The 25,471-nt window shown below is 46.1% G+C and carries 20 protein-coding genes; 15 read left to right on the top strand and 5 right to left on the bottom strand.

Annotated features, from left to right (window positions below):
* Positions 1-52 precede the first annotated feature (52 nt).
* The 5 genes from L5M28_RS06655 to L5M28_RS06635 all read left to right on the top strand — a co-directional run bounded on the left by L5M28_RS06655 (position 53) and on the right by L5M28_RS06635 (position 7,339).
* Positions 53-496 (top strand): hypothetical protein, encoded by a 444-nt coding sequence (locus L5M28_RS06655; protein ID WP_131524257.1) that lies wholly within the window; start codon positions 53-55, stop codon positions 494-496.
* Between the two features lie 329 nt (positions 497-825).
* Positions 826-2,304, top strand: coding sequence for a TolC family protein (locus L5M28_RS06650; protein ID WP_263202817.1), 1,479 nt, complete (start codon positions 826-828; stop codon positions 2,302-2,304).
* Between the two features lie 10 nt (positions 2,305-2,314).
* Complete coding sequence (locus tag L5M28_RS06645) at positions 2,315-3,580, top strand: efflux RND transporter periplasmic adaptor subunit (RefSeq protein WP_263202816.1); 1,266 nt, start codon at positions 2,315-2,317, stop codon at positions 3,578-3,580.
* A gap of 29 nt (positions 3,581-3,609) precedes the next feature.
* The gene (locus L5M28_RS06640) at positions 3,610-6,855 is read left to right on the top strand and encodes an efflux RND transporter permease subunit (protein WP_263202815.1); all 3,246 of its coding nucleotides are present in this window, start codon (positions 3,610-3,612) and stop codon (positions 6,853-6,855) included.
* A 160-nt stretch (positions 6,856-7,015) separates the two neighbouring features.
* Positions 7,016-7,339: an antibiotic biosynthesis monooxygenase family protein gene (locus L5M28_RS06635; RefSeq protein WP_113939195.1), complete on the top strand. Its 324-nt coding sequence runs from the start codon at positions 7,016-7,018 to the stop codon at positions 7,337-7,339.
* 76 nt (positions 7,340-7,415) lie between these two features.
* Here L5M28_RS06635 and mscL read toward each other — a convergent pair whose 3' ends face one another.
* Together mscL and L5M28_RS06625 are read right to left on the bottom strand one after the other, a co-directional pair.
* Entirely contained in the window at positions 7,416-7,826 is a 411-nt protein-coding gene (mscL, locus tag L5M28_RS06630; RefSeq protein ID WP_263202813.1) for a large-conductance mechanosensitive channel protein MscL, read from the bottom strand.
* Positions 7,827-8,029: 203 nt separating this feature from the next.
* Positions 8,030-8,974 carry a LysR family transcriptional regulator gene (locus L5M28_RS06625; RefSeq protein ID WP_168827308.1) on the bottom strand — a complete coding sequence of 315 codons (945 nt, stop codon included), beginning with the start codon at positions 8,972-8,974 and terminating at the stop codon, positions 8,030-8,032.
* Between the two features lie 94 nt (positions 8,975-9,068).
* Here L5M28_RS06625 and L5M28_RS06620 point away from each other — a divergent pair, with 94 nt between their 5' ends.
* From L5M28_RS06620 to L5M28_RS06605, 4 genes are all read left to right on the top strand, one after another.
* Positions 9,069-10,127, top strand: coding sequence for an HlyD family secretion protein (locus L5M28_RS06620; protein WP_263202811.1), 1,059 nt, complete (start codon positions 9,069-9,071; stop codon positions 10,125-10,127).
* 1 nt (position 10,128) lies between these two features.
* Positions 10,129-11,757 (top strand): DHA2 family efflux MFS transporter permease subunit, encoded by a 1,629-nt coding sequence (locus L5M28_RS06615; RefSeq protein WP_263202810.1) that lies wholly within the window; start codon positions 10,129-10,131, stop codon positions 11,755-11,757.
* A 162-nt stretch (positions 11,758-11,919) separates the two neighbouring features.
* The gene (locus L5M28_RS06610) at positions 11,920-12,375 is read left to right on the top strand and encodes a GNAT family N-acetyltransferase (RefSeq protein ID WP_263202808.1); all 456 of its coding nucleotides are present in this window, start codon (positions 11,920-11,922) and stop codon (positions 12,373-12,375) included.
* A gap of 99 nt (positions 12,376-12,474) precedes the next feature.
* On the top strand, positions 12,475-12,801 hold the full coding sequence (locus L5M28_RS06605) for a putative quinol monooxygenase (RefSeq protein ID WP_113939190.1): 327 nt from the start codon (positions 12,475-12,477) through the stop codon (positions 12,799-12,801).
* Positions 12,802-13,202: 401 nt separating this feature from the next.
* On the opposite strand, the gene L5M28_RS06595 is transcribed toward L5M28_RS06605, so the two are convergent.
* Positions 13,203-14,840 (bottom strand): lactate permease LctP family transporter, encoded by a 1,638-nt coding sequence (locus L5M28_RS06595; protein ID WP_113939189.1) that lies wholly within the window; start codon positions 14,838-14,840, stop codon positions 13,203-13,205.
* Between the two features lie 567 nt (positions 14,841-15,407).
* On the opposite strand from L5M28_RS06595, the gene L5M28_RS06590 reads away from it, so the two are divergent.
* The 3 genes from L5M28_RS06590 (at position 15,408) to L5M28_RS06580 (ending at position 18,409) form a co-directional block, all read left to right on the top strand.
* Positions 15,408-15,644, top strand: coding sequence for a thioredoxin family protein (locus L5M28_RS06590; protein ID WP_028761824.1), 237 nt, complete (start codon positions 15,408-15,410; stop codon positions 15,642-15,644).
* A gap of 338 nt (positions 15,645-15,982) precedes the next feature.
* A complete protein-coding gene (locus tag L5M28_RS06585) occupies positions 15,983-16,852 on the top strand; it encodes a DUF2927 domain-containing protein (RefSeq protein ID WP_263145450.1) in 870 nt (289 codons plus the stop codon).
* A gap of 117 nt (positions 16,853-16,969) precedes the next feature.
* Entirely contained in the window at positions 16,970-18,409 is a 1,440-nt protein-coding gene (locus tag L5M28_RS06580) for an MBL fold metallo-hydrolase RNA specificity domain-containing protein (protein ID WP_105250321.1), read from the top strand.
* A gap of 194 nt (positions 18,410-18,603) precedes the next feature.
* On the opposite strand, the gene L5M28_RS06575 is transcribed toward L5M28_RS06580, so the two are convergent.
* Together L5M28_RS06575 and L5M28_RS06570 are read right to left on the bottom strand one after the other, a co-directional pair.
* The gene (locus tag L5M28_RS06575; protein ID WP_105250320.1) at positions 18,604-19,959 is read right to left on the bottom strand and encodes a flavohemoglobin expression-modulating QEGLA motif protein; all 1,356 of its coding nucleotides are present in this window, start codon (positions 19,957-19,959) and stop codon (positions 18,604-18,606) included.
* 540 nt (positions 19,960-20,499) lie between these two features.
* Positions 20,500-20,676 (bottom strand): PA3496 family putative envelope integrity protein, encoded by a 177-nt coding sequence (locus L5M28_RS06570; protein WP_006079984.1) that lies wholly within the window; start codon positions 20,674-20,676, stop codon positions 20,500-20,502.
* A gap of 324 nt (positions 20,677-21,000) precedes the next feature.
* Between L5M28_RS06570 and L5M28_RS06565 the strand changes: the two genes are divergently transcribed.
* Genes L5M28_RS06565 through L5M28_RS06555 form a run of 3 tightly spaced genes read left to right on the top strand, consistent with a single transcriptional unit; the run spans position 21,001 to position 25,310 of the window.
* Positions 21,001-23,154, top strand: coding sequence for a CHASE domain-containing protein (locus L5M28_RS06565; protein ID WP_263195916.1), 2,154 nt, complete (start codon positions 21,001-21,003; stop codon positions 23,152-23,154).
* The gene (locus L5M28_RS06560; protein ID WP_263195917.1) at positions 23,151-23,585 is read left to right on the top strand and encodes a response regulator; all 435 of its coding nucleotides are present in this window, start codon (positions 23,151-23,153) and stop codon (positions 23,583-23,585) included. Before L5M28_RS06565 ends, L5M28_RS06560 begins: the two co-directional genes overlap by 4 nt.
* Positions 23,586-23,594: 9 nt before the next feature.
* A complete protein-coding gene (locus L5M28_RS06555; protein WP_263195918.1) occupies positions 23,595-25,310 on the top strand; it encodes a putative bifunctional diguanylate cyclase/phosphodiesterase in 1,716 nt (571 codons plus the stop codon).
* Positions 25,311-25,471 lie beyond the last annotated feature (161 nt).

Here is a 25,471-nt window from a genome sequence, read left to right as displayed (position 1 = left end):
TATTTGCTATAGGTGATATTTGAATTCTACCGCTAAGCCATTTTTTACTCGAATGGTGACCCTACTGATAGCCATTATCGTGCTGCAATTTGCTGGCGCGAATATGGGTGCGCATCAGTTACATGCGGGCAATGGTGCGGAAGAAGCTGAGAATCATCCCCATCTGCAATTTAGCGCTCAAGTGACCACTTTGGCCCAATGTGTCGATTGCGTTTGTCCAAGCGAGCAAGCCTTAGGCTTTGCGGACTCCACGGGTGTCACCAGTAATCACACGGGAGAAAACCAAAGCAGCGGATTTCATTCCCACTTAGTGAAAACCACTGAAATACAAGATTTTGACCTATGCCTCGACTGCCAATGCCATGGCGGTCATGTGGCGTTGTTATCTCAGGCAGTGAGTCAGCCTGTACAGGCGTTAGAAAGCGTCTATCTGCCTACCGATGTATCCTATTTTCCGCCTGAAAATTTACCTAAATACCGCCCTCCTATCGCTTAATTCTCTAATATTCGGCTTATTTCTCGGCCTAGGACGATTGATTCATCTGATTGGATCTCATTCTATTTTGCCGCGTGATAAGCCCGTTATGTTCATCCCCCAAAAGATACGCTTGAACTGATGCTCGCAGCGTTAACTGTTGGAGCCGTCATTGGCTTTTTAGCCGCGCACTGTATTGCTTGGCGGGATGATTCGATCGGCGCTTATTTGCCATGCCCAGAACGATATGATTGCTTTGCATTGAGCTATTTAAATGAAGCTCACATCTAGCCGTTTCGCTTTGGGCGCAAAAGTCAGCCGATCCACATTCGATATTGTTAGGATTTGCGATGAAAAAAACGATTCTCGCCCGTACGTTAGTTTGTCTGTTTAGATCGGGCTTGTTTAGCTGCGGATTAGTATTGGCCGCCGGATTGGTAGCCTTTGCCCTCGCGGCAGAAAATGACTCTCTTGAAGTCAATGTCCTTGAAGTCAAGGTCCTTGAAACCAAAGCCTCTGAAGCTAATGCCCCTGAAATCAAAGCCGCTGAAGTTGAGGCATTTAAGGCGCAATCACTGGGCTTACCCGCCAAAGAAACCGACACGGCACATGTCAACTTTGGCCTATGGTTGCCTGAGTTACTCACACAGTTCAATCAGTTACCTGAAGTTCAGGCACAGCTTGTAAGGCAGCAACAGGCCAAACTGGCCATTCAGGCGGCAGATCGCGCTGTGTATAACCCAGAACTTGGGCTTAATTATCAAAATGCTGATACAGATGCTTATAGCTTAGGGCTGAGCCAAACCCTCGATTGGGGCGACAAGCGCGGCGTGGCGACGCAGCGTGCCGAGCTTGAAGCGCAAATCCTTTTAGCGGACATAGGGTTAGAGCGTAGCCAAATGTTAGCCGAACGCTTGCTGGCCTTGGCAGAACAGGCGCAAAGCCGTAAGGCGCTGACCTTTGCCGAGCAGCAATTAAGGTTCACCAAGGCGCAGCTCAATATTGCTGAGCAGCGATTGGCGGCGGGGGACTTATCCAACGTCGAGCTGCAATTGATACAACTCGAAGTCGCCTCTAATACTGCCGACTACGCCTTAGCCGAGCAGGTGGCCTTAGTGGCCGATGGCAAAGTAATTGAATTACTTGGGGATAATAATTTCGCTTTTAGTGAATTTATCAAGGAGATCCATTTCTTTGTGACTCAGGCTAAGCAAGCGCCAGCGGCCGAGTTGGGCACTTCTAAATCAGCCTTGCCAGCCCTGGCGAGTGCTTATCAGCAAGTGCTGCTCGCCAGAGTTAATGTCATGCAAGTCAAAGCGGAAGCTTCAGCTGACCCGACTATTAGCCTAGGCGCTGAAAAGGAGGGCACGGACAATAAGCTCGGTGTCGGCGTGTCGATTCCTCTACAAGTTCGCAATAACTACAGTGAGTTACAAGCCGTAGCCGATAAGGGCATCGCTATCGCGGAGCAAGGCTATCTTGCCCGTGAGCGAGTGCTTACCGCTAAGCAGAAACAATTCCTCTATGCGTTACCGCGTTTACTTGAACGTTACCAAGACTGGCGTGAGTTAGTGCAAGTGTCAGGTGCTAAAGCCGCTAAATCCTTAAGCCAACAATGGCAGGCGGGGGATGTGAGTACGAGTGAGTACTTACAGAGCCGTCGTCAGTTAGCCGCCAGTTATTTGGTGGGCTTAAACCTAGAAACGGCTATCTATCAAAGTTGGTTAACTTGGATGGGCGAAAGCGGCCAGCTTATGCCTTTTATCGAAAAGCTCAACTCAGTCCCTTCGATAACATCTAATACCACCGCACGCACAGTAAACCCATGAGGTCACAATAATGAATTCAAATACTCACCACGAAAATATCCTTCAACTGGATGCTGTAACGACGCCTGAAAAGCGTCGGTTTAACCTATCAAAAATCGCGCTCGCATTATTCGTGCTGAGCACGCTGGCATTTCTCGCTCAGCCTGTATTGGCTGGCGGTGATCACGCACCCATCGCTAAGGCAAGCGGCGATTCGGTAACGCAAACGGCGCCGGCGGATGAACACGGCGAACAGGCGCTGAAATTGACCGAAGCGCAGCAAGCCTTGGCGGGGATTAGCTTGTTACCTTTGTCGAGCGATAGCTTGAACCTAGCCAATTTGAATCTCGATATTAGGGCGACGGCGACCTTAGTGGTGGATCGCGATCGAACCGCGACCCTTGCGCCGCAGCTCGATGTGCGTGTGTTGGCGCGCCATGTGGTGCCGGGACAAGAAGTGAAAAAAGGTGAGCCTTTACTTACCTTGGGTGGCGCAGCCGTTGCGCAGGCACAGGCGGACTACATTAATGCCGCTGCCGAATGGAGTCGAGTCAAACGCATGAGTGAAGGTGCGGTTAGCGTCAGTCGGCGGATGCAGGCGCAGGTGGATGCCGAACTTAAACGGGCGATTTTAGAGGCAATTAAGATGACGCCTGCGCAAATTCGTGCACTGGAATCGACGCCAGAAGCCATAGGCAGTTATCAACTCTTAGCGCCAATTGACGGCCGAGTGCAGCAGGATATCGCCATGCTAGGTCAAGTGTTTAGCGCGGGCACGCCCTTAATGCAACTGACCGATGAATCCTATTTATGGGTCGAGGCGCAGTTAACCCCAACTCAAACTACGCATATCCAGGTTGGCAGTTCAGCTTTAGTGCAAGTAGGGGATAAGACGTTGGCAGGTAAGATAATCGGTCGCTCCCATGAACTCGACAGCGTAACGCGCACCGAGCAAGTGCTGGTGAGTATGCCCAATCCTGATCATGTGTTGCATGCGGGGCAATTTGCTGAATTGTACTTTGCTGGCTCTACTACCGATCCAAACGGCAGTGGCATAGTGCTGCCCGATGCGGCGCTGACCCGTGGCGGCGATGGCGACTGGCAGATTTTTATTCAAGATGAGGATGGCTTCGAGTCCATTGAGGTAGAAGTGGTGCAGCGTCAACGTGGCCTGAGTCTAGTGCGTGGACCTGAGCTTGAAAAAGCCCAACAGGCACAGCTCAAGGTTGTGGTGGCTGGCGCGTTCTTCTTGGCATCCGAGCAGGCGAAAGCGGGCTTTGATATTCACGCCCACTAATATGAGCGCCCTCATTTTGGAGATTTTCTATGTTGCAAAAGTTAATCGAAGCCGCGATTAAAAATCGGCTGTTAGTGGTATTGGCTCTGCTCGCCGTGATTGTGGGCTGTGTGGCCATGCTGCCTAAGTTGAATCTCGATGCCTTTCCTGATGTGACTAACGTGCAAGTGACCATCAATACTGCGGCCGAAGGCTTAGCCGCTGAAGAGGTGGAAAAACTCATCAGTTATCCGGTGGAATCGGCCATGTACGCCTTGCCAGCGGTGACTGAGGTGCGCTCGTTATCGCGCACTGGCTTGTCGATTGTGACTGTGGTATTTGCCGAGGGGACGGATATTTACTTCGCCCGTCAGCAAGTGTTTGAACAGTTGCAGGCGGCGCGGGAGATGATCCCAAGCGGCGTCGGAGTGCCTGAAATCGGCCCCAATACTTCGGGATTAGGGCAGATTTATCAGTATATTCTGCGTGCAGAACCTGACTCTGGCATTAATGCCGCCGAATTGCGTAGCTTAAATGATTATCTGGTGAAGTTGATATTGATGCCCGTGGGCGGCGTGACTGAAGTCTTGTCTTTTGGTGGCGATGTGCGCCAATACCAAGTGCAGGTCGACCCGAATAAACTGCGTGCCTATGGCTTGTCTATGGCGCAGGTGACCGAAGCGCTAGAGAGCAATAACCGCAACGCTGGCGGTTGGTTTATGGACCAAGGCCAAGAGCAACTTGTGGTGCGCGGCTATGGCATGTTGCCCGCAGGAGACGCGGGATTAGCGGCGATCACGCAGATCCCTCTGACCGAAGCCAGCGGTACGCCAGTGCGTATTGGCGATATCGCTCAGGTGGATTTCGGCAGCGAGATCCGTGTCGGGGCTGTGACTATGACGCGCCGCGATGAATCGGGCCAAGTGCAAAATCTCGGTGAAGTGGTGGCTGGTGTCGTGCTCAAACGCATGGGGGCAAACACTAAGGCGACGATTGACGATATTGGTGCGCGGGTGAGCCTTATCGAGCAGGCCTTGCCCGATGGCGTGTCCTTTGAGGTGTTTTACGACCAAGCGGATCTGGTCGATAAGGCTGTGACCACAGTGCGCGATGCGCTGCTAATGGCCTTTGTGTTTATCGTGGTGATCTTGGCGTTGTTCCTCGTCAATATCCGCGCGACCTTGCTGGTGCTGCTGTCGATTCCTGTGTCTATCGGGCTCGCACTTATGGTGATGTCCTATTATGGCTTGTCGGCAAACCTGATGTCGCTCGGCGGCTTAGCAGTTGCGATTGGTATGTTAGTCGATGGCTCTGTGGTGATGGTAGAGAATATTTTCAAACACTTAACCCAACCGGATCGCCGCCATTTACCTGAGGCGAGGGCGCGTGCCGATGGTGAGGACGATCCCTATCACAGTGAGGAGGATGGCGCTAAAGCCAGTGGGGATGTCAGCGAATCGAATATGGTTATTCGGATCATGCTCGCGGCAAAAGAGGTGTGTAGTCCAATCTTCTTCGCCACCGCCATTATTATCGTCGTATTTGCACCGTTATTTGCCCTCGAAGGGGTTGAAGGCAAGCTGTTCCAGCCGATGGCGGTCAGTATTATTTTGGCAATGATGTCGGCCTTGCTGGTGGCGCTGATTGCCGTGCCAGCCCTTGCCGTGTATCTGTTCAAGCGCGGTGTGCTGCTTAAACAAAGTGTGATTTTAGCGCCACTGGATGCTGCTTATCGCAAGTTACTGACGGCAACGCTTGCTAGGCCAAAGGTGGTGATGCTCAGCGCTTTGGTGATGTTCGGCTTGAGTCTATTATTGTTACCAAGGCTGGGTACCGAATTTGTGCCTGAACTGGAGGAAGGCACGATCAACTTGAGGGTGACGCTGGCACCGACGGCGAGTTTAGGCACTTCGCTCCAAGTCGCACCTAAGCTTGAGGCTATTTTGCTAGCATTTCCCGAGGTGGAATATGCCCTGAGCCGCATTGGTGCGCCTGAACTGGGCGGCGATCCCGAGCCTGTGAGTAATATTGAAGTCTATATTGGCTTAAAACCGATAGCAGAGTGGCAGTCGGCAAGCTCGCGCTTGGAACTGCAACGCTTGATGGAGGAAAAGCTCAGTGTGTTCCCCGGACTCTTGTTGACCTTTTCGCAGCCGATTGCGACTCGGGTAGATGAATTACTTTCGGGGGTAAAAGCCCAGCTAGCGATTAAAATCTTCGGCCCTGATTTAGCTGTATTATCACAGAAAGGCCAAGCACTTACCGATCTCGTTGCGAAAATCCCCGGCGCCGTGGATGTGTCGCTTGAGCAAGTGAGCGGTGAGGCACAATTAGTCGTGCGCCCCAAACGCGAGCTATTGGCGCGTTACGGCATCAGTGTCGATCAAGTGATGAGCCTCGTCAGCCAAGGCATTGGCGGCGCGAGTGCAGGGCAAGTGATCGATGGCAATGCCAGATACGACATCAATGTGCGACTCGCGGCCGAGTTTCGCCAAAGCCCTGATGCGATTAAAGACTTATTACTCAGTGGTACAAATGGCGCCACAGTGCGCTTAGGGGAAGTCGCCAGCGTCGAAGTGGAAATGGCGCCGCCGAATATTCGCCGTGACGATGTGCAGCGCCGTGTTGTGGTGCAGGCCAACGTGGCGGGACGCGATATGGGCTCGGTTGTAAAAGATATTTATGCCCTAGTGCCAAAGGCGGATTTGCCAGCGGGATATACAGTGATCATTGGCGGCCAGTATGAAAATCAGCAGCGAGCGCAGCAAAGGTTGATGCTAGTGGTACCGATTTCTATCGCTTTGATTGCCTTGTTGTTGTACTTCTCCTTTGGTTCATTCAAGCAAGTGTTGCTCATCATGGCGAACGTGCCCTTAGCTTTGATTGGCGGCATAGTGGCCCTGTATGTCAGTGGTACTTATTTATCTGTGCCTAGCTCTATTGGCTTTATCACTCTATTTGGGGTAGCGGTGCTCAACGGTGTGGTGCTGGTGGATTCGATTAATCAGCGCAGGCAAAGCGGCGAAGCACTCTATGATTGTGTTTATGAGGGCACAGTGGGGCGTTTGCGCCCGGTATTGATGACGGCACTGACCTCGGCCTTAGGTTTGATCCCGATTTTATTGTCATCGGGTGTTGGCAGTGAGATCCAAAAGCCCTTGGCAGTGGTGATTATCGGTGGCTTGTTTAGCTCGACGGCGCTGACCTTACTCGTCTTGCCGACCTTGTATCGCTGGTTATATCGCGGCGATAAGCGCATTGATGAGCTTGATTCGCTACAGATTAGCCACAGGTAAGCCGTCATCGTGGGCAATAACTTGTTATGTTTCGGGTTATTGCCTTCGTTGTAGACAGGGTTATCACATTGACTAAAACTCTAAAAATCAGTGAGCTAAAGAGTGATAGATGGGCTAGTCTTAGAGTCGACATTAAGGACATTCATTTCTGGAGAACATTATGATCGCGGTAATTTTTGAAGTCATCCCGACAAAGGAAGGGAAGGAAGAGTATCTGCACGTGGCGGCTGAAATGCGCCAATATTTAGAAGGTCGTACGGGGCTGATCTCGATCGAACGTTTTCAGAGCTTAACCGACGATGGCAAAGTACTGAGCCTGTCGTTCTGGGAGGACCAAGCCTCTATTACCCAATGGCGCAATCAGATGGCCCACAGTATTGCCGAGCAAACGGGTATAGTGCCTTGTTTGTTTAACTCTTATCGCATTCGGGTGGCAGAAGTCGTGCAAGATTACAGTGAAACTGTGCATGTTGAAGCTGAGTAATCACTTATCTCGCTGATGTAAAAACAAAACCCATCTCTAGAGATGGGTTTTTTATGCGTGACACTTAAGTTTGAGATTATTTTTCTTGTTGAGCTTTCAATAGATCGCGGATTTCAGACAGCAACTCTTCTTCTTTGGTCGGTGCTGGTGGCGCTTTAGGCGCATCTTCTTCCTTGCGTTTTAGGGTGTTAATGGCTTTTAAACCCATAAAAATGGCGAAGGCGATAATCGTAAAGTCGATAATAGTTTGAATGAATTTGCCATAGGCAATGACCACAGAAGGCGCATCGCTTTGAGCTGCTTGTAGCACTATGCTCAAATCACTAAAATTCACACCACCTAGGATGATACCAATCGGTGGCATGATGACATCGGCCACGAAGGACGAGACGATTTTGCCGAATGCGGCACCTATGATGATACCAACGGCCATGTCGATCACATTGCCACGGGACGCAAAAGCCTTGAACTCTTTAATTAAGCTCATTAGGTTTCCTCCAAAATTGAGATTAAATGTTAAATTTTATTGTGCAAACTGTATCAGGAAAACCTAAGGTCTTTTGCAGCCTGTTACCTTGCCAAGCTTATAGGGGCTTATGGATTAAGGCAATTCTGACATAGAGGATTTATCCTCAAAGCAATGATTTACACTTTACAAAGTAACAATTGTTACTGTTTTGGGTGTTCGATTTATTCATCTAGATCGGCATGGCCGATAAAATCAGGGACTTCTAAGACTTGCGATCCCCAACGTTTAAATAGGGAGCTATAGATGAATTCGATAAAGACGCGGTATTTTCGCGGTAGATACGCCCGCTGTGGATAGCTAAGCACTACCTTAGTTTGCACCATTGGATAGTCATCTAGTAGCGGGATTAAATCGCCTTTTTCTAATGCGACTTGGGCTATGATGGACGGCACCGCTGTGATCCCAAGCCCCGCAATGGCGGCCTCGCGAGCGAGGGTGACATTGTTTACCGTCAGTTGAGTCTTGGGCTCGGCGACAATCCAAGTTTTACCATCGAATAATTTCCACGCACCTTCGATATGCGCCGACTGCAAGCGAATCGCTTTATGTTTGGCTAAGTCCTGTGGCACTTTGGGTGTTCCATGGGCAGCTAAATAAGCTGGGCTTGCCATTAGCGATTTATGGGCGTTGACTAAGGCATAGCTTTGCAGGCGAGTGTCACCCGAATCGGCAATTTGAAATAACAGATCTATGCCTTCTTCTATTACATCAACCTTTCGATTGGTGAGTTCAGCCTCTATGGTGATTTCGGGATAAAGCGTTAAAAACTGCGCGAAAATCGGCCCTAAAAACAATTGGCCTAATTCAATTGGGCAGACAATTTTTAGATTGCCTTTAATCAATTGCTGTTGGGCGCTGAGCTGATTTTCGGCGCTCTGCAGATCGCTGAGGATCTTATTGATCCTGTTGTAATAACTCGATCCTGCTTCGGTGAGTTTTAGGGCTCTCGTGGTGCGAAAAAGCAGTTGTGTGCCGGTATCGGCTTCGAGCTCGGCTATCTTGCGACTGACGGTTGCCTTAGTGAGCCCAAGGGCTTTAGCTGCGCCAGTAAAGCTGCCTTGCTCGACCACTTGAGCGAAAATTTGCACGCGATTGAGATCCATCATTGTTACACCTGTGAAACAGTGGGTTGATTTTTTACTGACTAATAAACTTAGTGAGACAGTAGTACACTAGATATCACTAATCAAGGAGTCATTCATGTCCAAAAGTAAACTCATTATCGCCGTTCCACTGTTACTCGCTGCAGTTGCGGGAGGCGGTTATTACTGGTGGACACAGGTACGTTTTATCGAAACCACTGATAACGCTTATGTTGAGGCCGATATTTCCCATATCAGCGTGAAAGTACCCGGCTACGTTGTGTTAAGCGATGTAACCGATAACCAGCATGTGCAAAAGGGTGAGTTATTAGCTCAGCTAGAAGATAACCAGTTTAGTGCCAAAGTGAGTCAAGCCGAAGCCTCACAGGCGAGTGCGAAGGCGGACTTGCAAACCTTAGCTGCAAAGGTGGAGTTGCAACGGGCGTTAATCACTCAAGCCAGCGCAGGCGTGGTGGCGGCAAAGGCCGATAAAATACGGGCACAACAACAATTGAGCCGTTCAAAAAAGCTTAAAGTCAGTAATTACAGCTCCCAAGATGATGTCGATCAACTGCAAGCAGGATTTGATTCTGCCGCCGCCCGTCTCGATGAAGCTCAAGCCGTGTTAGTGGCAAAGCAACGTGAGTTAGCGGTTTTTAATGCCCAATTAGATCAGGCGGGTTCAGTAGTAGAGCAGGCCAATGCGACTTTAGAACTGGCGAAAATTCAGTTAAATGATACCCGTGTGACCGCACCTTTTTCTGGGGTGATTGGTAAACGTGGCGCTATGGTGGGGCAGTACGTGCAGCCCGGCCAAGCACTCTACAGTTTGGTTCCGGATGGGGCTGTGTGGATCACGGCGAACTTTAAAGAGACCCAGATCCAACATATGCAACCAGGACAGTCGGTGCAGGTCAGTCTCGATGCGTTTCCCGACAAAACCTTTATAGGTGTTATCGATAGTCTGTCACCGGCGTCCGGAGCCAAATTCAGTCTACTGCCTGCGGAAAACGCCACAGGTAATTTCACTAAAATCGTGCAGCGTATTCCCGTGCGTATTCGCTTAGATTTGTCTGAGGAAGAAGCACACATGCTACCGGGCTTAAGTGCGGTCGTGAAAGTGGATACGGCGTCGGGTACTGCAATATTGGCAATCGCTGCAAATACAGGTCGTTAGTATGAGCGCAACTGGCTCTATCACTGCGTCTGCCGATATGGAGGCGCAGGGCATCAGTGTACCTAGAAAGCCTACCGATTATGAGCGTGGCAGTCGCCGTTCATGGATTGCGGTATTTGGTGGTTTGATCGGCGCCTTTATGGCGATCCTCGATATTCAAATCACTAATGCATCGATGAAGGAGATTCAAGGCAGCCTTGGGGCAACGCTCGAAGAAGGCAGTTGGATTTCAACCGCGTATCTGGTTGCTGAGATGATCGCGATCCCGCTCTCTGGCTGGCTCAGCACGGGATTGTCGGTCAGGCGTTATCTGTTATGGACCACGGCTGCTTTTATCTTTGCTTCTGTGCTTTGCTCAATCGCGTGGAACTTAGAGGCCATGATCGCCTTTCGGGCGCTACAGGGCTTTTTTGGTGGTGCGCTTATTCCGTTAGCCTTTAGGCTTATTCTTGAGTTTTTACCCGATAACAAACGTGCCGTCGGCATGGCGTTATTTGGCGTGACGGCGACTTTTGCGCCTTCAATCGGCCCGACCTTAGGCGGTTGGTTGACCGAGCAATTTAGCTGGCATTATCTGTTTTATATCAATGTGCCACCGGGTTTGTTGGTGATGGCCATGTTGGCCTACGGTTTAGAGAAGCAGTCGGTCGTTTGGGATAAGCTGAAGAATGTCGATCTGGCGGGCATAGTCACTATGGCGCTGGGTATGGGTTGCCTTGAAGTGGTGCTCGAAGAAGGTAACCGCAAGGACTGGTTTGGCTCGGAGCTCATTCGTAATCTGGCCATTATTGCCGTCGTGAATCTGGTGTTATTTGTTTGGATCCAGTTAAGGCGTAAAGAGCCGTTAGTGAATTTGCGCCTGCTCGGTAAGCGTGATTTTGTGCTCTCTACCGTGGCGTATTTTTTACTGGGCATGGCACTATTCGGCGCTATTTATTTGATCCCGCTTTATCTATCACAAGTCCATGATTACACACCGTTAGAAATTGGTGGTGTGATTATGTGGATGGGATTTCCGCAGCTATTGGTCTTGCCCTTAGTGCCGAAATTGATGGAGCGCTTCGATAGTCGTTATCTCGCTGCCTTTGGCTTTTTAATGTTCGCCATTAGCTATTACATGAATAGCCAGATGACCGCAGATTATGCCGGACCGCAGATGATCGCCTCGCAAGTAGTGCGGGCATTAGGTCAGCCTTTTATTCTGGTGCCAATTGGTATGCTTGCTACTATGCATTTAAAACCCCATGAAAATGCCTCGGCATCGACGGTATTAAACGTGATGCGTAACTTAGGTGGTGCTTTTGGTATCGCGCTGGTCGCGACCCTGACTGACACTTTGTCGCGCGGGCATTTGGCTCATATTAAGGAATCTTTACCCGCAGTGAGCACGCAAGCACAGGACTATTTAGCCCAAAGCGCAAGTATGTTGCAGGCGGGAGGTTCAGATCCCTATACCGCCGCCGCGCAGGCGAAAGCCTTGCTGGGCAAAACCATGAGTCAGCAAGCCTATATTCAGGCCTATAACGATGTGTTTTACATCATGGGCGCTCTGCTACTTATCGCTGTGTTCGCTGTGCTGCTGATCCGTAAACCGACAGGGCCTGTGGCCCACGATGCCATGGTTGAGTAATAACGTTTTTCGTTATCCTGTTGTTGCCATAGATTTCCCCAGATCTATTGGTTTGCGCAACAGTTTTGCGCCTTAGTCCTCACGGATTAAGGCGCTTTTTTATGGTCTTTATGCTGTGGTAGACTCAAAGCTCTTTTTCGATGATTTGCAGAGGGATATCGTTTGCAGTGGCAAAATCTTACATTTAATCAATTAAATGCCAATAGGCTATATGACATATTGAAGCTAAGAGTCGATGTGTTTGTGGTAGAGCAGGCCTGTGCGTATCCAGAGCTTGACGATAAGGATAGGCATCCAGAAACCCAGCATTTGATCGGCTTATCGTCAGACGGGGAACTGCTTGCCTACGCGCGTATTTTACCGCCGGGGTTGAGTTATCCAGAGGCGAGTATCGGCCGTGTGGTGGTATCGCCAGCGGGGCGAGGCAAAGGGCTCGCCATGCCTTTAATGCAGCACGCCATCGAATCGGCACTGACGACTTGGCCCGATGCGGGGATCCAAATTGGCGCCCAAGATTACCTCAAAGCTTTCTATCAAAAACTCGGCTTTGTCGCCTGCTCTGAGATGTACTTAGAAGATGGTATTCCCCATTTGGATATGCGCTATCAATCAGCATAAGCGGCTATCAATATGAGTTATCTACATCAATTATCAACATAAGCGATCAACAAAAGCTTGGCATATAAACATTCAACATTAAGCCAATAAGGAACTGAGATGTCGACTTCAACGGACTATAGAATCAATCAACAGCAAATTGCCTGCGTGGCGAGTTTTCTGGCTAAAGAGGGCAAAACCGAAGCACTAATAGCTGCGCTCGCGAGCCTTATTCCTGATACGCGCCGCGAAGCGGGTTGTATTCGTTACGAGCTCAATGTGAGCCGTGATGAACCACGCCGTGTGACGTTTGTAGAGAAGTTTGTCGATATTGCCGCCTTTGATGAGCACTGCGCTAAAGATGCAATTCAACACTATTTCCATCAAGTTATGCCCGAATTAGTCGAGTCATACCATGTGGAAACCTATCATCAAGTGATTGTTTAGCCATAAGATAAACGATTAGGAGCTTGCAGTGTTGATTAACACTATCGAGCCAGTATTTAGATCTCTATCCGAATGGATCCCATTGATACTGCAAGTGACTAATGGCCGCAGCTGGAACCATTGCACTTTAACTCTTTAGTGCTAAAAGGCGTATTAGGTAAGGATAAGGCGAAGTTGCTGGCTTAAGTTGCATTTATCATCAATGTACCGAGTAGTTATCTACGACAAGAATGACAATCAGGACCTTGATTGTATGACTTCACTGGGATTAATAAAGCTGCCTTGCTACTTTACTTAATTAAACTCATTTTAACTTCATCGCAGAGTGAGTTTTATATCCATTTCAATCTAAAAAGCCGAGTGGTTTATCACTCGGCTTTTAATATATCTTAGATATCGCTTTATTTAGTGAAAAACACTAATGTCCAAGGGACTACGTATGCTTGGAGTACTGTGATCACGCCAATGAAAGTACAGAAAAATAGACTGTGCTTTAGCGTAAAGCGGAAAAGATCTGATTCTTTACCCGCCAATCCCGTTGCAGCGCAAGCAACGGCAATAGATTGTGGCGAAATCATTTTGCCCGTTACTCCTCCCGTAGTGTTTGCGGCGACTAATAACTCCGGTGTTACACCGATTTGGTTTGCTGTATTGGCTTGCAGCGCGCCAAATAGGGCATTTGACGAGGTGTCTGAACCTGTTAAAAACACACCTAACCAACCTAAGAATGGTGAGAAGAAGGGGAATGCCACGCCAGTGCCTGCGAGCACGAGTGCTAAGGTTGAAGATAGACCTGAATAGTTTGCAACAAAGGCAAATGCTAATACTAATCCAATTGACAATATCGGGAATTTTAATTCAATTAAAGTGTCTTTAAAGGATGTCAGTGCATTACTTACTGACATTTTAAGGACCACAATTGAGATCATTGCTGCGATTAAAATGGCTGTTCCAACAGCGCCTAATAAATTAAGTTTATATATTGCTGCATAAGGGGTTTCCTTAGCGACAATAGGTGCACTTTTGATAACGAGATTATGCAAGTAAGGTACTTCAATACTGATAGTGGCAAAACTTAATGCCAGTTGTACATCTTTAAGACTCCACAGGGTTACAATTGCCGTGAGAATAATAAAGGGAGACCATGCTTTAAATATCTGGCTATTAGAAAAAGTAGATTTAGGGGTAGTAACTCTTTGTTTCATGCCTGAGAAAGTGAATATTTCTTTTGGTTGCCAGACTTTTAAAAATAACGTTAAACAAATTAGACTGACTAACGCCGAAGTAATATCGGGTAATTCGGGGCCGATAAAGTTTGAGGTCAAAAATTGGGTGATCGCAAATGAAACGCCTGCTACTAATGTTGCGGGCCAAGTTTGACGTATTCCCCTGATGCCATCCATCATTGCGATGAGCCAGAAGGGGACAATAATCGATAAAATTGGCAACTGACGGCCAGCGAGTTGTCCAATATGGAATGGGTCTAGTGATGAAACCTGACCTGCTACGATAATTGGGATACCCATAGCTCCAAAGGCGACGGGTGCCGTGTTTGCGATTAAACAAAGTCCTGCTGCATACAATGGATTGAATCCAAGCCCGACAAGTAACGCAGCTGTAATAGCAACAGGTGCACCAAATCCAGCAGCACCTTCGAGGAAGGCTCCAAATGAAAAGCCAACCAATAGCATTTGTAATCGTTGATCTTCCGTGACTGAGATGACTGACGAGCGAATAACCTCAAATTGACCTGTTTTAACGGTGATTTTATATAAAAATACTGCGGTAATAATAATCCAAGCAATTGGCCATAGCCCATAACTAAAACCATATATAGCAGAAGCAAGCGCGATACTAATAGGCATTTTGTAGGCGAGTATCGCGACTGCTAAGGCAATTAATAAGGTTAATGCCCCAGCGATATAGCCTTTAAGTTTTAACACAGTTAAGGCTAGGAAGAAAAACACAATAGGCAGTAAAGCAACCATTGCGGTTAGCCACAAGCTACCGAGTGGCGTGTATGTTTGGGTCCAGGTCATAGGGAGGTTTCCGTATTGTTATAATATGTTGATAAATCGTGTCGCAGCCGCAACATAGCAGATACTAGTGTTTAGTGATGTAGGATCAATCTTAAATGTTGTAATAAGTGATATGCGTCACGAGATGTGTGGATAAATGATGACGGGGAAATACCTAAATAATAATCAAGTAAAATATTGATTGTTTTAGCTATATTCACCAAACATCTAATTTAGGTTGTATTAATATTTGTTGTGTTATCAAGATTATTTTTTGTGAGTTGTGAAATTAACTAAAGTATTGTGATTTTATGAAAAACTAGGCTGTACTTTTTTAGTTTTTTGGTAGTGTTTATAACAGATGGTTTATAAATATTTGTTTATATTTATATATAGAAATTAATAGCAATCAATGCAATGCAACTAATAATGCAGTTATATTATTGTGGCCTGAATTGAGCTATAGATGTTGCCATACTCTTGTCTATGAGTTTGCTTGGCTGGAAATTTACCTTGCTATATGTGGCTGCGAGTATGACAGTAGGTTGAAATTTTTAATTTTGCAGCACAGTTCGTTAAGGAAGTAACATGAAACAAGTCAAAGTCTTAGGCAGTGGTTGCGCTAAATGTAGCAAAACCGCTGAGATGATTGCGGACATATCAGAAGAAATGGGTGTGGATGTTATTGTAAAAAAGGACACAGATCCTCAAAGCCTATTGAAATTTAAAGTGATGAAAACCCCAGCGGTAGTGATCGATGGTGAGCTCATACATAGCGGCTCAGTACCGACGCGCGATGAAGTTGAGGGGTGGTTAAGGGACTAGAGCTCGCTGAATAGTTGCACGGATTATGCTCGTTAGAAAGCGCTTAAGCTAAAAATGCACACCATTGTCATCCTGAATCCTTGGCAATGGTGGTGTAATATCATCAGTATACGATTAATGATATTAAATATAATGTTTTTAAAAACAATGTATTGATGCTTTGTGTAGTAATTTTATTATGGGGTTTTATTGGCAACGGTTTAGTCGGCATTGCATTATCTGGGCGAGTTTATTGAGTCTATGTTGTATCAGGTTGTTTGCAGATTTCGACTTCTTTTATCAGTATCACTGCTATGATTTTGATTCAGTGACCTCGTCAAGTTGCGGGATGAGTGCCAATGCAAAAGTGGCTTAGGGTATTAACACGTTTCTACAGTTGGTTATTTTTTACTGCACGTCTGTTTCGTTTAGGGCTTTTTCTAACGCTAAGTTTATTCGCTTTGCCTTTGTTTGCTGCTCAAACATCTCCCGAATTAACCCAAGTATTAACGCCCGCTACGGATTGGAAAAACTCCGCTTATATCACCCAAGCATTTAGTGAAGTCGCCCTACAAAATGAGTATGACCTTGCTAAACATAGCGTGCGTAAGTGGCGCATACCGGTACGAGTGTTTATTGAGCATCAAGTGGGTGATAAGGCGCTGCACACTCAATTAGTGTTGATGCACTTAACACACTTAGGCCAGATCACCGGCCTCGATATTCAACGGGTCGATACGCTCTCAGAGGCGAATCTGCACTTAGTGTTTACCCGTCAATCCCTATGGGCAAGTGAGGTGATGCGCTTAATGGGACCTAGCTCGGCGAAAAATGTCCATGGCTCTGTGTGTATGGCAAAGTTTGCTCTCAATTCACGGCAAGAGATTGAACGTGCTTGGATTATTATTCCTGTAGATCAAGCCAAAATGCACGGTAAGTTAGTGGCTTGCGTAGTGGAAGAGATTACCCAAGTGCTTGGTTTACCCAATGATTCAGAGAAAGTATTTCCCTCCATTTTTAACGACAAAACCCCGCAGGACTTACTTACCGGACTCGATTTCATTTTGCTTAAATTACTCTATAGCCCAAGTATTAGCGCTGGAATGACGGCGGCAGAAGTCAAACAGCCTTTGCAGATCTTGCTCGAACAATGGCTGCGCGATGGCACTATTGCTAACGCTGGCAAAACGGTACGTCAAGGTCAGTTGTACCCATTGTTAGGTTATTGATGACTAAGCATTACAGCTAAAGTTGACATTGCTCGCACGTGACTAATTAATCCTTTTTGTTTTAGGAATAAGGGCATAGTCTATCTTTATATGAGATAAACACCTTGGAGGGACACCATGCGAATGACATTGCAGTTTTTAGGGGCGACAGAGGAAGTGACAGGTTCGTGTCATTTACTCTCGGTTGATCATGAACACTTATTGCTCGACTGTGGTTTGATCCAAGGCGGTAAATCTGATGAGTTGCGTAATCATGATCCCTTCGCATTTGATCCTGAGTCTATTTCTGCTGTCGTGCTTAGCCATGCCCATATCGATCATTCTGGGCGTTTACCACTCTTAGTCAAAGCGGGTTTTGATGGGCCTATCTACACCCATAAAGCCACGGCAGAGCTGTGCGCTATCATGCTCAAAGATGCGGCTATGCTGCAGACCCGCGATACCGAAAGAGTCAATAAAAAGCGTGCTAAACATGATCTTGAACCCCTAGAACCGCTATTCACCGTTGAAGATGCTGAACTCGCGATAACTCAATTTGTACCATTGGAATATGGTCAAGTGACTCGCGTTATTCCCCATGTGGATATTTGCCTCTCAGATGCAGGGCATATTTTAGGTTCCGCCTTAGTCGAGTTGTGGTTAGGTGAGGGCAAATCCCAGAAGAAAATCGTCTTCAGTGGCGATCTTGGCCGTGCAGGTATGCCGATTTTACGTAATCCTACCTTAGTGGATACGGCAGATTTAGTCTTAATGGAAAGCACCTATGGCAATCGTTTTCACCGCAGTTGGACGGATACCTTAGCCGAATTGAAAGCCATTTTTGCTAAGACAGTCAACGAGAGCCAAGGCAATATATTGCTCCCTGCTTTTTCGGTTGGACGAGCACAGGAGTTATTATATCTATTTCATTTATATGCTAAAGAATGGGATCTCGGCCGTTGGAAAATCTGCCTAGATAGTCCGATGGCAATTGAGGCGACCCGCGTTTACGTTAATAATTATCCGCTGATGGATGAGGACTTTAAACGCTTTACCCGCCAACATCCTGGGCAGCATCCGCTGTTGTCAAATGTCGAATTTATCCAAACGACCGAAGAGTCGATAGCGCTGAACGACGTGCATAAGGGATTGATCATTATTGCGGGGAGTGGCATGTGTAACGGTGGTCGTATTCGTAGCCACTTAGAGCATAATCTATGGCGTCCAGAATGTGATGTGATTATTTGTGGTTATCAAGCGCTTGGAACACCAGGGCGCGCCCTCGTCGATGGCGCTGAAGAACTGTCTATTCATGGTAACAGCATTAAAGTCGCGGCTAAGTTACACACAGTGGGTGGACTTTCAGCCCATGCGGATCAAGCAGAGTTATTACGTTGGTATCACCATTTTGAAGGCCAGCCGCCGTTAATTTTAGTCCATGGAGAACCCGAGGCGCAGCATGGATTAGTCGATGTGATTAACCAAGATCCTCAGACTAAACCAAAGGCTATAGCAATCGCGACTCAGGGTGACCGATTGGATTTAAATGCGCTGCCGCAGTTAGTGTGGAAGCCTTAAAAGATTTGAAAGTGCAAGTTCAAAAGTTGGGTGGAAATGCCATTATCTTCTACACGTGTGGCAAAGCGAGCTCGCGATGAGTTGTATTTTGAATGTAATGGTGAAGGTTTTTCTATCGAAGATTAGCGTTTAGTTTTATAAAAAAGCTCACATAGTTGTGAGCTTTTTTATTTTAAATCAAGCAGGTTACTGTATTAGTCAGAGTTGTTGTCAAATTCAGTATCATCGAGTAACTCAAAGGTCGGGACGACATTCGGTACGTCTTTAAATAAGCGAGTGAAATGGCGCTGTACACCTTTCAAATCGATTCCTGCTAAACCTGATGCAAAACCAAACCAAGCATAAAGGCCACTAAAGTTATCAAACATAGGCGGTAGATATTTAGGCGTAGTCAGAATGCCCTCTTGGCAAGCTTGGTATAACACGGGGATATCTTCGATCGCCAATTTACCGAGGAATAGCATAGGGATGAGTTCAGGAAGGCCTGAGGTGATGGCGCTGCGGATAAAGTTAATGTTTTCCACATAACCACGCACATAGGAAATATCCTTAGTGAAGAAACTGCCGCCTTCCACCATGCCCCCACGGAAAACCCTTTGAGTGACACGGTAACTGTCTGTCGCACTTAGATTCAATCCTCTGAAATAATTGAATACCTCTATAAAGTCAGCACCATTTTCAGCCATATCGACCGCGGCAACACGGTCACTAATTCGCCGAGCCCGTCCTGGATTTGAGCTTAGCGTCAGCATTTCCAGTAAAACGGCTAGACCTTCTTGGGTTGCTGCTACGCGCGGAGAACCGACACTGAGCCAAGTGGCGTGGGGTTGAGCTCGGCCGTTTAGCGTTGTGCCGACATGCACCCAACCTTCGTGAACTTCATATACATTAAGATCCGATTCGCTGAACATTGCTTTGCTATTGAGCTTAACAGTGTCGCCACCGACTGCAGCGTCAGAGACGATACCGTCACTAAGGCGTACACGCATATCATCGCTATGAAAGTACTTTTCTAAACGTTGGCTGAGCACGTTAACCGCTTCTGGCGCGCTAATAATTTTAGGGTGGTGTTTATTCATGTGCCTCGCCGCGGGCAGCGAGAAAATGTAGCTGAGTTTATCGCCTAACTGGCGCAAGGTATGGCGATCGCCATGCAGTTTATGGCTAGCACTGCCGTACAATTCTTGGCTGAGCTTACCAAAGGTTGGCGTGCCTCTGTTCCCCAACATATCGATGACAAGGCGATACTGATCGACGTTTGCCACTAATATTTTGCCGAGTTTGTCTCGTTTACCCAAACGTCTATGGATGTCCTGCTTTAGGGAGGCTAGCTCAGCTTGGGTTTTAACAGGATCAAAAGGTAAAGCAATGTTTTGATAGAACTCTTGCTTGATAGCCGGAAGTACCGTGCCCTTATTGGATAGAAAACGCTCTTCCATTTCCCGCGGCCATTTAATGGCATCTAAGATTTTTATTGGCGTTTGAATGCGAATTAATTCATCGGAAAAACGGCGTAGATCTTGTTGATATTGGGCTAACGACTCAGACATTCCCGTATATCCTGCAGGTAATTTCAGCGAGAGAGATGTGGCTAATCATAGCCTTAAACCTCATTTATTCATATTGATTCGCAGGCTAGCTGAGAAATATACCGATTAAATAAATTAGCTGTTATCGATTTTGTGAATCATTTTGGTGCACTTGTTACAATTCTAGCGCTATGTCTATGGGACATAAATAAGTAACCATCTGTTTAATAATATTTTATTGATATGACATTAAAGCTGCTTTGTTCTTGATATAGAAATAGATTGATTGGAGCAAAGCATGACAGCGATGAGTTATTTGAGTGTGTTAAGGCTGAATGCTTGTTAATCAAAACTCAAGCCGACAAGAGTGGTAAAAATGACTGTGATGACGCGATTTTAAATCTGGAGGTTAGTGAGCTAAAGCAGAGTCACACCCAGCATTATTGGCTGGGTGAGATATTCGATTTTAGTGGGCCAAAACTCAGTGAGTTCGAAACAAATGATCACCGACTGAGATCATCATCCCATCATTTTGACCACTAGATAGCGAGATAGAATTGGCTAGAAAAAATCGTCATCTCCTAATGCACGTTTTAACTCCGCCCGCTCGAGGTAGTCTTCTAAACGCTTTTTGACTTCGCGTCTATGCTGCATTGCCTCGGCGGCTTTGCTGTTTCTTGGTGTGGTCATTGCCTCAAGTTCAGTATCGTTGGGCACGACTTCAGTAATATGAGCCATAACGAATTCCTCTTGTTGTTCCTAACGACTTTCTAACTAAAAAGAGTATGGTAGAAAAGCAAATAATTTTGTGAGTTAGGGTGAAAAATTCTTCCCGTGAGTCGGATGATTCAGCTTACCGCTGTTTTGCGTAGGCACTAGACTGCAATTGAATATTTGATTAATTTAGTTTTTGCTTATTTTGTGATTAAGAGCACGGTATCGTCATAGATATATTCGCGTTAATTCCGAGTTAAATAGTAGGATAAACTTGAATTTAGTCATAATTACAACAACACTTGTACCTGTGTTTGTTGTTAATCGTTTGCTAGGGAATTGGCTTACATGGACAAGGATCAGTTTTCTAAATCACTCCCCCCATCTAATAATATCTACTTTAGCGTGCTGAGCTCTAGCTGGCTGATGATAGTGGCTGCCTTACTTTTCATGGGGATCTCTTGGTATGTGCTTGAGCACTATCTTAGGGATAGAGGTGAAGAGCGTTTCGAAAATAGCGTTCAAGAATTAACAGAAGCCGTGAATCGCAGAATGCTTGCCTATGAGCAAGTCTTACGTGGTGGCGTTGGCTTATTATTATCCTCGAGTAATGTGACACGTCAGGAATGGCAAACTTATGTCATCAATGCTCATTTATCTGAGTATTACCCAGGTTTTCAAGGTTTTGGCTATGCTCAGTTACTTCAACCTGAAGCATTAAGTGCGCACATCCAACAAGTTCAAGCTGAAGGTTTTAAAGACTATAAAGTTTACCCAGAAGGAACGCGTGATCAGTATTGCGTGATTGTGTACTTAGAACCCTTTGATTGGCGTAATCAAAGAGCCTTGGGTTATGACATGTGCTCCGAGTCTAATCGATATAAAGCCATCACTCGCGCTATTACCACTGGACTGCCGACAGTTTCTGGCAAAGTCGTATTAGTTCAAGATACTTCTGATGATGCGAAAGCGGGCTTTTTAATGTATTTACCGCTTTATCAAGGCACCACAACAACAGAGGCTGAGCGTAAACAGCACGTGTTTGGACTTGTGTATGCAGCGTTTAGGATGGATGACCTCATGCAAGGGATTATGGGGGAGCGATTCTCAGGCTTGAAACTTGCCATTTATGAAAGTCCGCAGGCAAGCGCTGACAGTCTAATGTTTACCAGCAGCAAAGTGGCCCCGAATGAGCAGGATGTGTTTTATCACTCACAGACTGACTTAGTTGGAGGGCAGTTGTGGCGCTTAGACATTTCATCACAATCGCGTTTTATCTCGAGAGCGGAACAGACCCAAGGTATGTGGCTCCAATTTATCGGTTGTGGTTTTATTTTGGCATTGTTTTACTCAGTGTTAATTATGGCGCGTAATCGATATAAGGAGTCTTTACTGACTTCAGAGTTAATTGCTAACGAAAAACGCTTTAGATTAGTAATTGAAGCCTCTCCAAGTGCGCTATTTATGGTGGATAAATCTGGATTTATTACTTTAGTGAATACCCATGCTGAACGTTTGTTCGGCTATACCAGAGACGAGTTACTCGGTCGTTCCATCAATATGTTATTGCCCGAAACCCTAAGGGATGCTCATCAGCAGCACATGAGTAACTATTTAGTGCAGCCTATTGCGAAAAATATGTCGATGCGGGATGACCTGTTTGGCTGTTGCAAAGATGGCAGTCGACTCGCAATTGAAGTGGGGTTGACGCCTATTCATTTTAGTAATGGCATTTCTATTCTCGCGACAATTAACAATGTCTCTGAACGTAAACGCATTGAAGTTCAGCGTGCAGAACATATGCTTGAGCTTGAGCGTATCAATCAAGAATTAGACAGGTTTGCCTATATTGCTTCCCATGATTTGAAATCCCCCTTACGTGGTATCGAGCAGCTAACCTCTTGGTTGTCTGAGGATTTAGTCGATAACACCAATGAAAATGTACAGAAATACTTAGGGCTTATCCAAAGTCGTATTCATCGAATGGTGTTATTACTCGATGGACTATTGATGTTTTCTCGGATTGGTCGTGTCGATACCGAAACCACTGAAGTGAAAAGTCGGCAACTGGTTGAAGACATGTTTGCGCTCGTCGCGCCGCCACAGGGATTTGAATTAGTCCTAAAAGGTGAATTTCCGAATTTTTATACCGTAAGACCATTGCTGGAATTAGTTATACGAAATTTAATCAGTAACGCCATAAAACACCATGACTTAGGTACAGGTGTGATTACGGTTTCATGTGATGCGGTTGATCAGCAGTATCGATTCAGTGTGATAGATGATGGTCCGGGGATATCAAGCTCATATCATGAAAAAGTCTTCGAGATGTTTCAAACACTTAAACCAAGGGATGAAGTTGAAGGAAGTGGTTTAGGCTTATCACTTGTGAGAAAAACGGTTGAAAGTTTAGGTGGAGAGATTCAGCTCAAATCGCAGGGCCGAGGTTGTTGTTTTTGCTTTAGTTGGCCTAAGAAAATAGTGAAAAAGGAGCTTCTATGAGCGCAGAAAATCACTATCAACAGGTCACCATTTTATTGGTTGATGACGATGACGTGGATTACATGGCCGTGCAGCGGGCGATGAGACAATTGAGGTTACTCAATCCCTTAGTGCGTGCTCGGGATGGGATCGAAGCATTAACTATTCTAACGAGTTTAGACACGATCAAAGGTCCGTATCTTATTTTGCTGGATCTTAATATGCCAAGAATGAATGGGTTTGAGTTCCTTGAGCGAATACGTTCAGATCCTTCTCTTTCTTCGTCTGTCGTTTTTATGCTCACCACGTCGAGTACCGATGAAGATAGGATGAAAGCCTATAGCCATCATGTGGCTGGTTACATGGTTAAAACTGATATGAAAGACGGTTTTAATAATATTTTTAATATGCTTGAAGGTTACTGGCGAATAGTGGAGCTCCCATCCGCATAAGGTGAGTATATGGATTTACTACTGATCGATGATGATGAAGTTGATAGAACTGCGATCATCCGAGCACTCAGACAGTCAAAGTTGACTTTTAATGTGGTCGAAGCAAATTGTGCATTTGATGGTTTAAATCTCGCATTAGAACGTCATTTTGACGGTATTCTATTGGATTATTTATTACCCGATGCTAATGGCTTAGAAGTGTTGATCAAGCTCAATGCCATGACGCAAGATCAGACCGTAGTCGTTATGCTGAGTCGCTATGAAGATGAGAAACTGGCTCAGCGCTGTATTGAACTAGGCGCGCAGGACTTCTTGCTTAAAGATGAGGTCAACTCGCGGATACTAACCCGTGCAATTCGTTATGCGAAACAAAGATCTTCAATGGCGTTGGCGTTACGTAATAGTCACCAAAAACTAAAAGAGCTAGCTGAACACGATTCGTTGACTAAGCTGGTTAATCGCTATGGTTTTGAACTTTGTCTTAATCGAGCGATAGCAAGGGCCAAACGTTGTCACGACTATTTAGCCGTTATCTTGCTCGATTTAGATGATTTTAAAGCGATCAATGACACTCTAGGCCATCAGACGGGGGATATTCTTTTAGTTAAAGTAGCCGCTCGATTAAGTGAAGTACTACGAGATGGCGACATTATTGCCCGTTTAGGTGGGGACGAATTTGTCGTGTTAGTCACTGATAATGATTATAAATATTTCCCTATGATTGTGGCTAATCGATTGCTCAAAGTGTTTGAGGACGTATTTTGTCTCGGTGATAACGATGTGCTTATTGGTGCTAGTATCGGTGTGGCTTTTTATAATGAAGCGGCTTCGAATAGTTCTGAGCTGATGAAATGTGCCGATATTGCCATGTATCGCGCTAAAAAAATGGGCCGAAACCAGATTCAGTTCTACTCAGAAGCTTTAGATAAAGAGGTGCGTTACCGTAATCATATCGAGTCGAGTTTGCGTATTGCCTTAAAAAGAAATGAATTTAAGGTTCATTATCAAGCGCAAGTGAATGCGAAAACCCATCAGTTGGTGGGGATGGAAGCCCTTATCCGATGGCAGCATCCTGTAGATGGCATTATCGCCCCAGATCAATTTTTACCCATAGCCGAAGAAATTGGATTAATGGAGGACATTGATGATTGGGTGCTTGAACAAGCTTGTACTCAGGCACAGGTGTGGCTAACCCAATTACAGCCGACAGGGAGAGAATTCACCATTGCCGTTAACCTGTCTGCATCGCAAATTGGAAATGAGAACCTGTTTGATAAAATAGCGAGTACGCTGACTAAGACAGGACTTCCTGCTGTAGCATTAGAGCTTGAAATTACTGAAAATTGCCTTATTGAAGATCCCCATGAACATGCCAAAATGCTCGATAGAATCGCCGAGTTAGGGGTGCGTTTTGCCCTCGATGATTTTGGGACGGGTTTTTCGTCCTTAGAACATATCAAATTATTTCCCATTAGCGTGCTGAAAATCGATAAAAGCTTTGTCGCTTCCTATGATAAGGATGATAAAGACACTCGTTTGCTCGCTGCATTACTTAACTTCGCCCATGGGTTTAATGTCATATCAGTAGCTGAGGGCGTTGAAACAATTGAGCAGGCTGAGTTTTGTACTTCTCGCCATTGTACTGTATTACAAGGTTATTTGTTTTCTCGCCCCTTAGATGCAACGGAGTTTGAGGCTAAGTATATTCTGCCGCTGTTAACTTAAACCGAGTTTCGAGTGTGATAGGTCTTGAAGTATTTCATTAGCATAATGATTTCGTCTGGTGAGGAATATTTTCTTGCTTTACACTGAGCAATAGACAAATATCAGCCCCTTTTTCTGTCGCTGTGCTTTTGGTGCCGCAGAACGGTTTATTCACTCATGCT

The organism is Shewanella sp. SW32 (assembly GCF_025653365.1).
GTDB classification, from domain to species: Bacteria; Pseudomonadota; Gammaproteobacteria; order Enterobacterales; family Shewanellaceae; genus Shewanella; species Shewanella oncorhynchi.
Note: the sequence above shows the minus strand (reverse complement) of the source record. Positions and strands in the feature narration are given on the sequence as shown.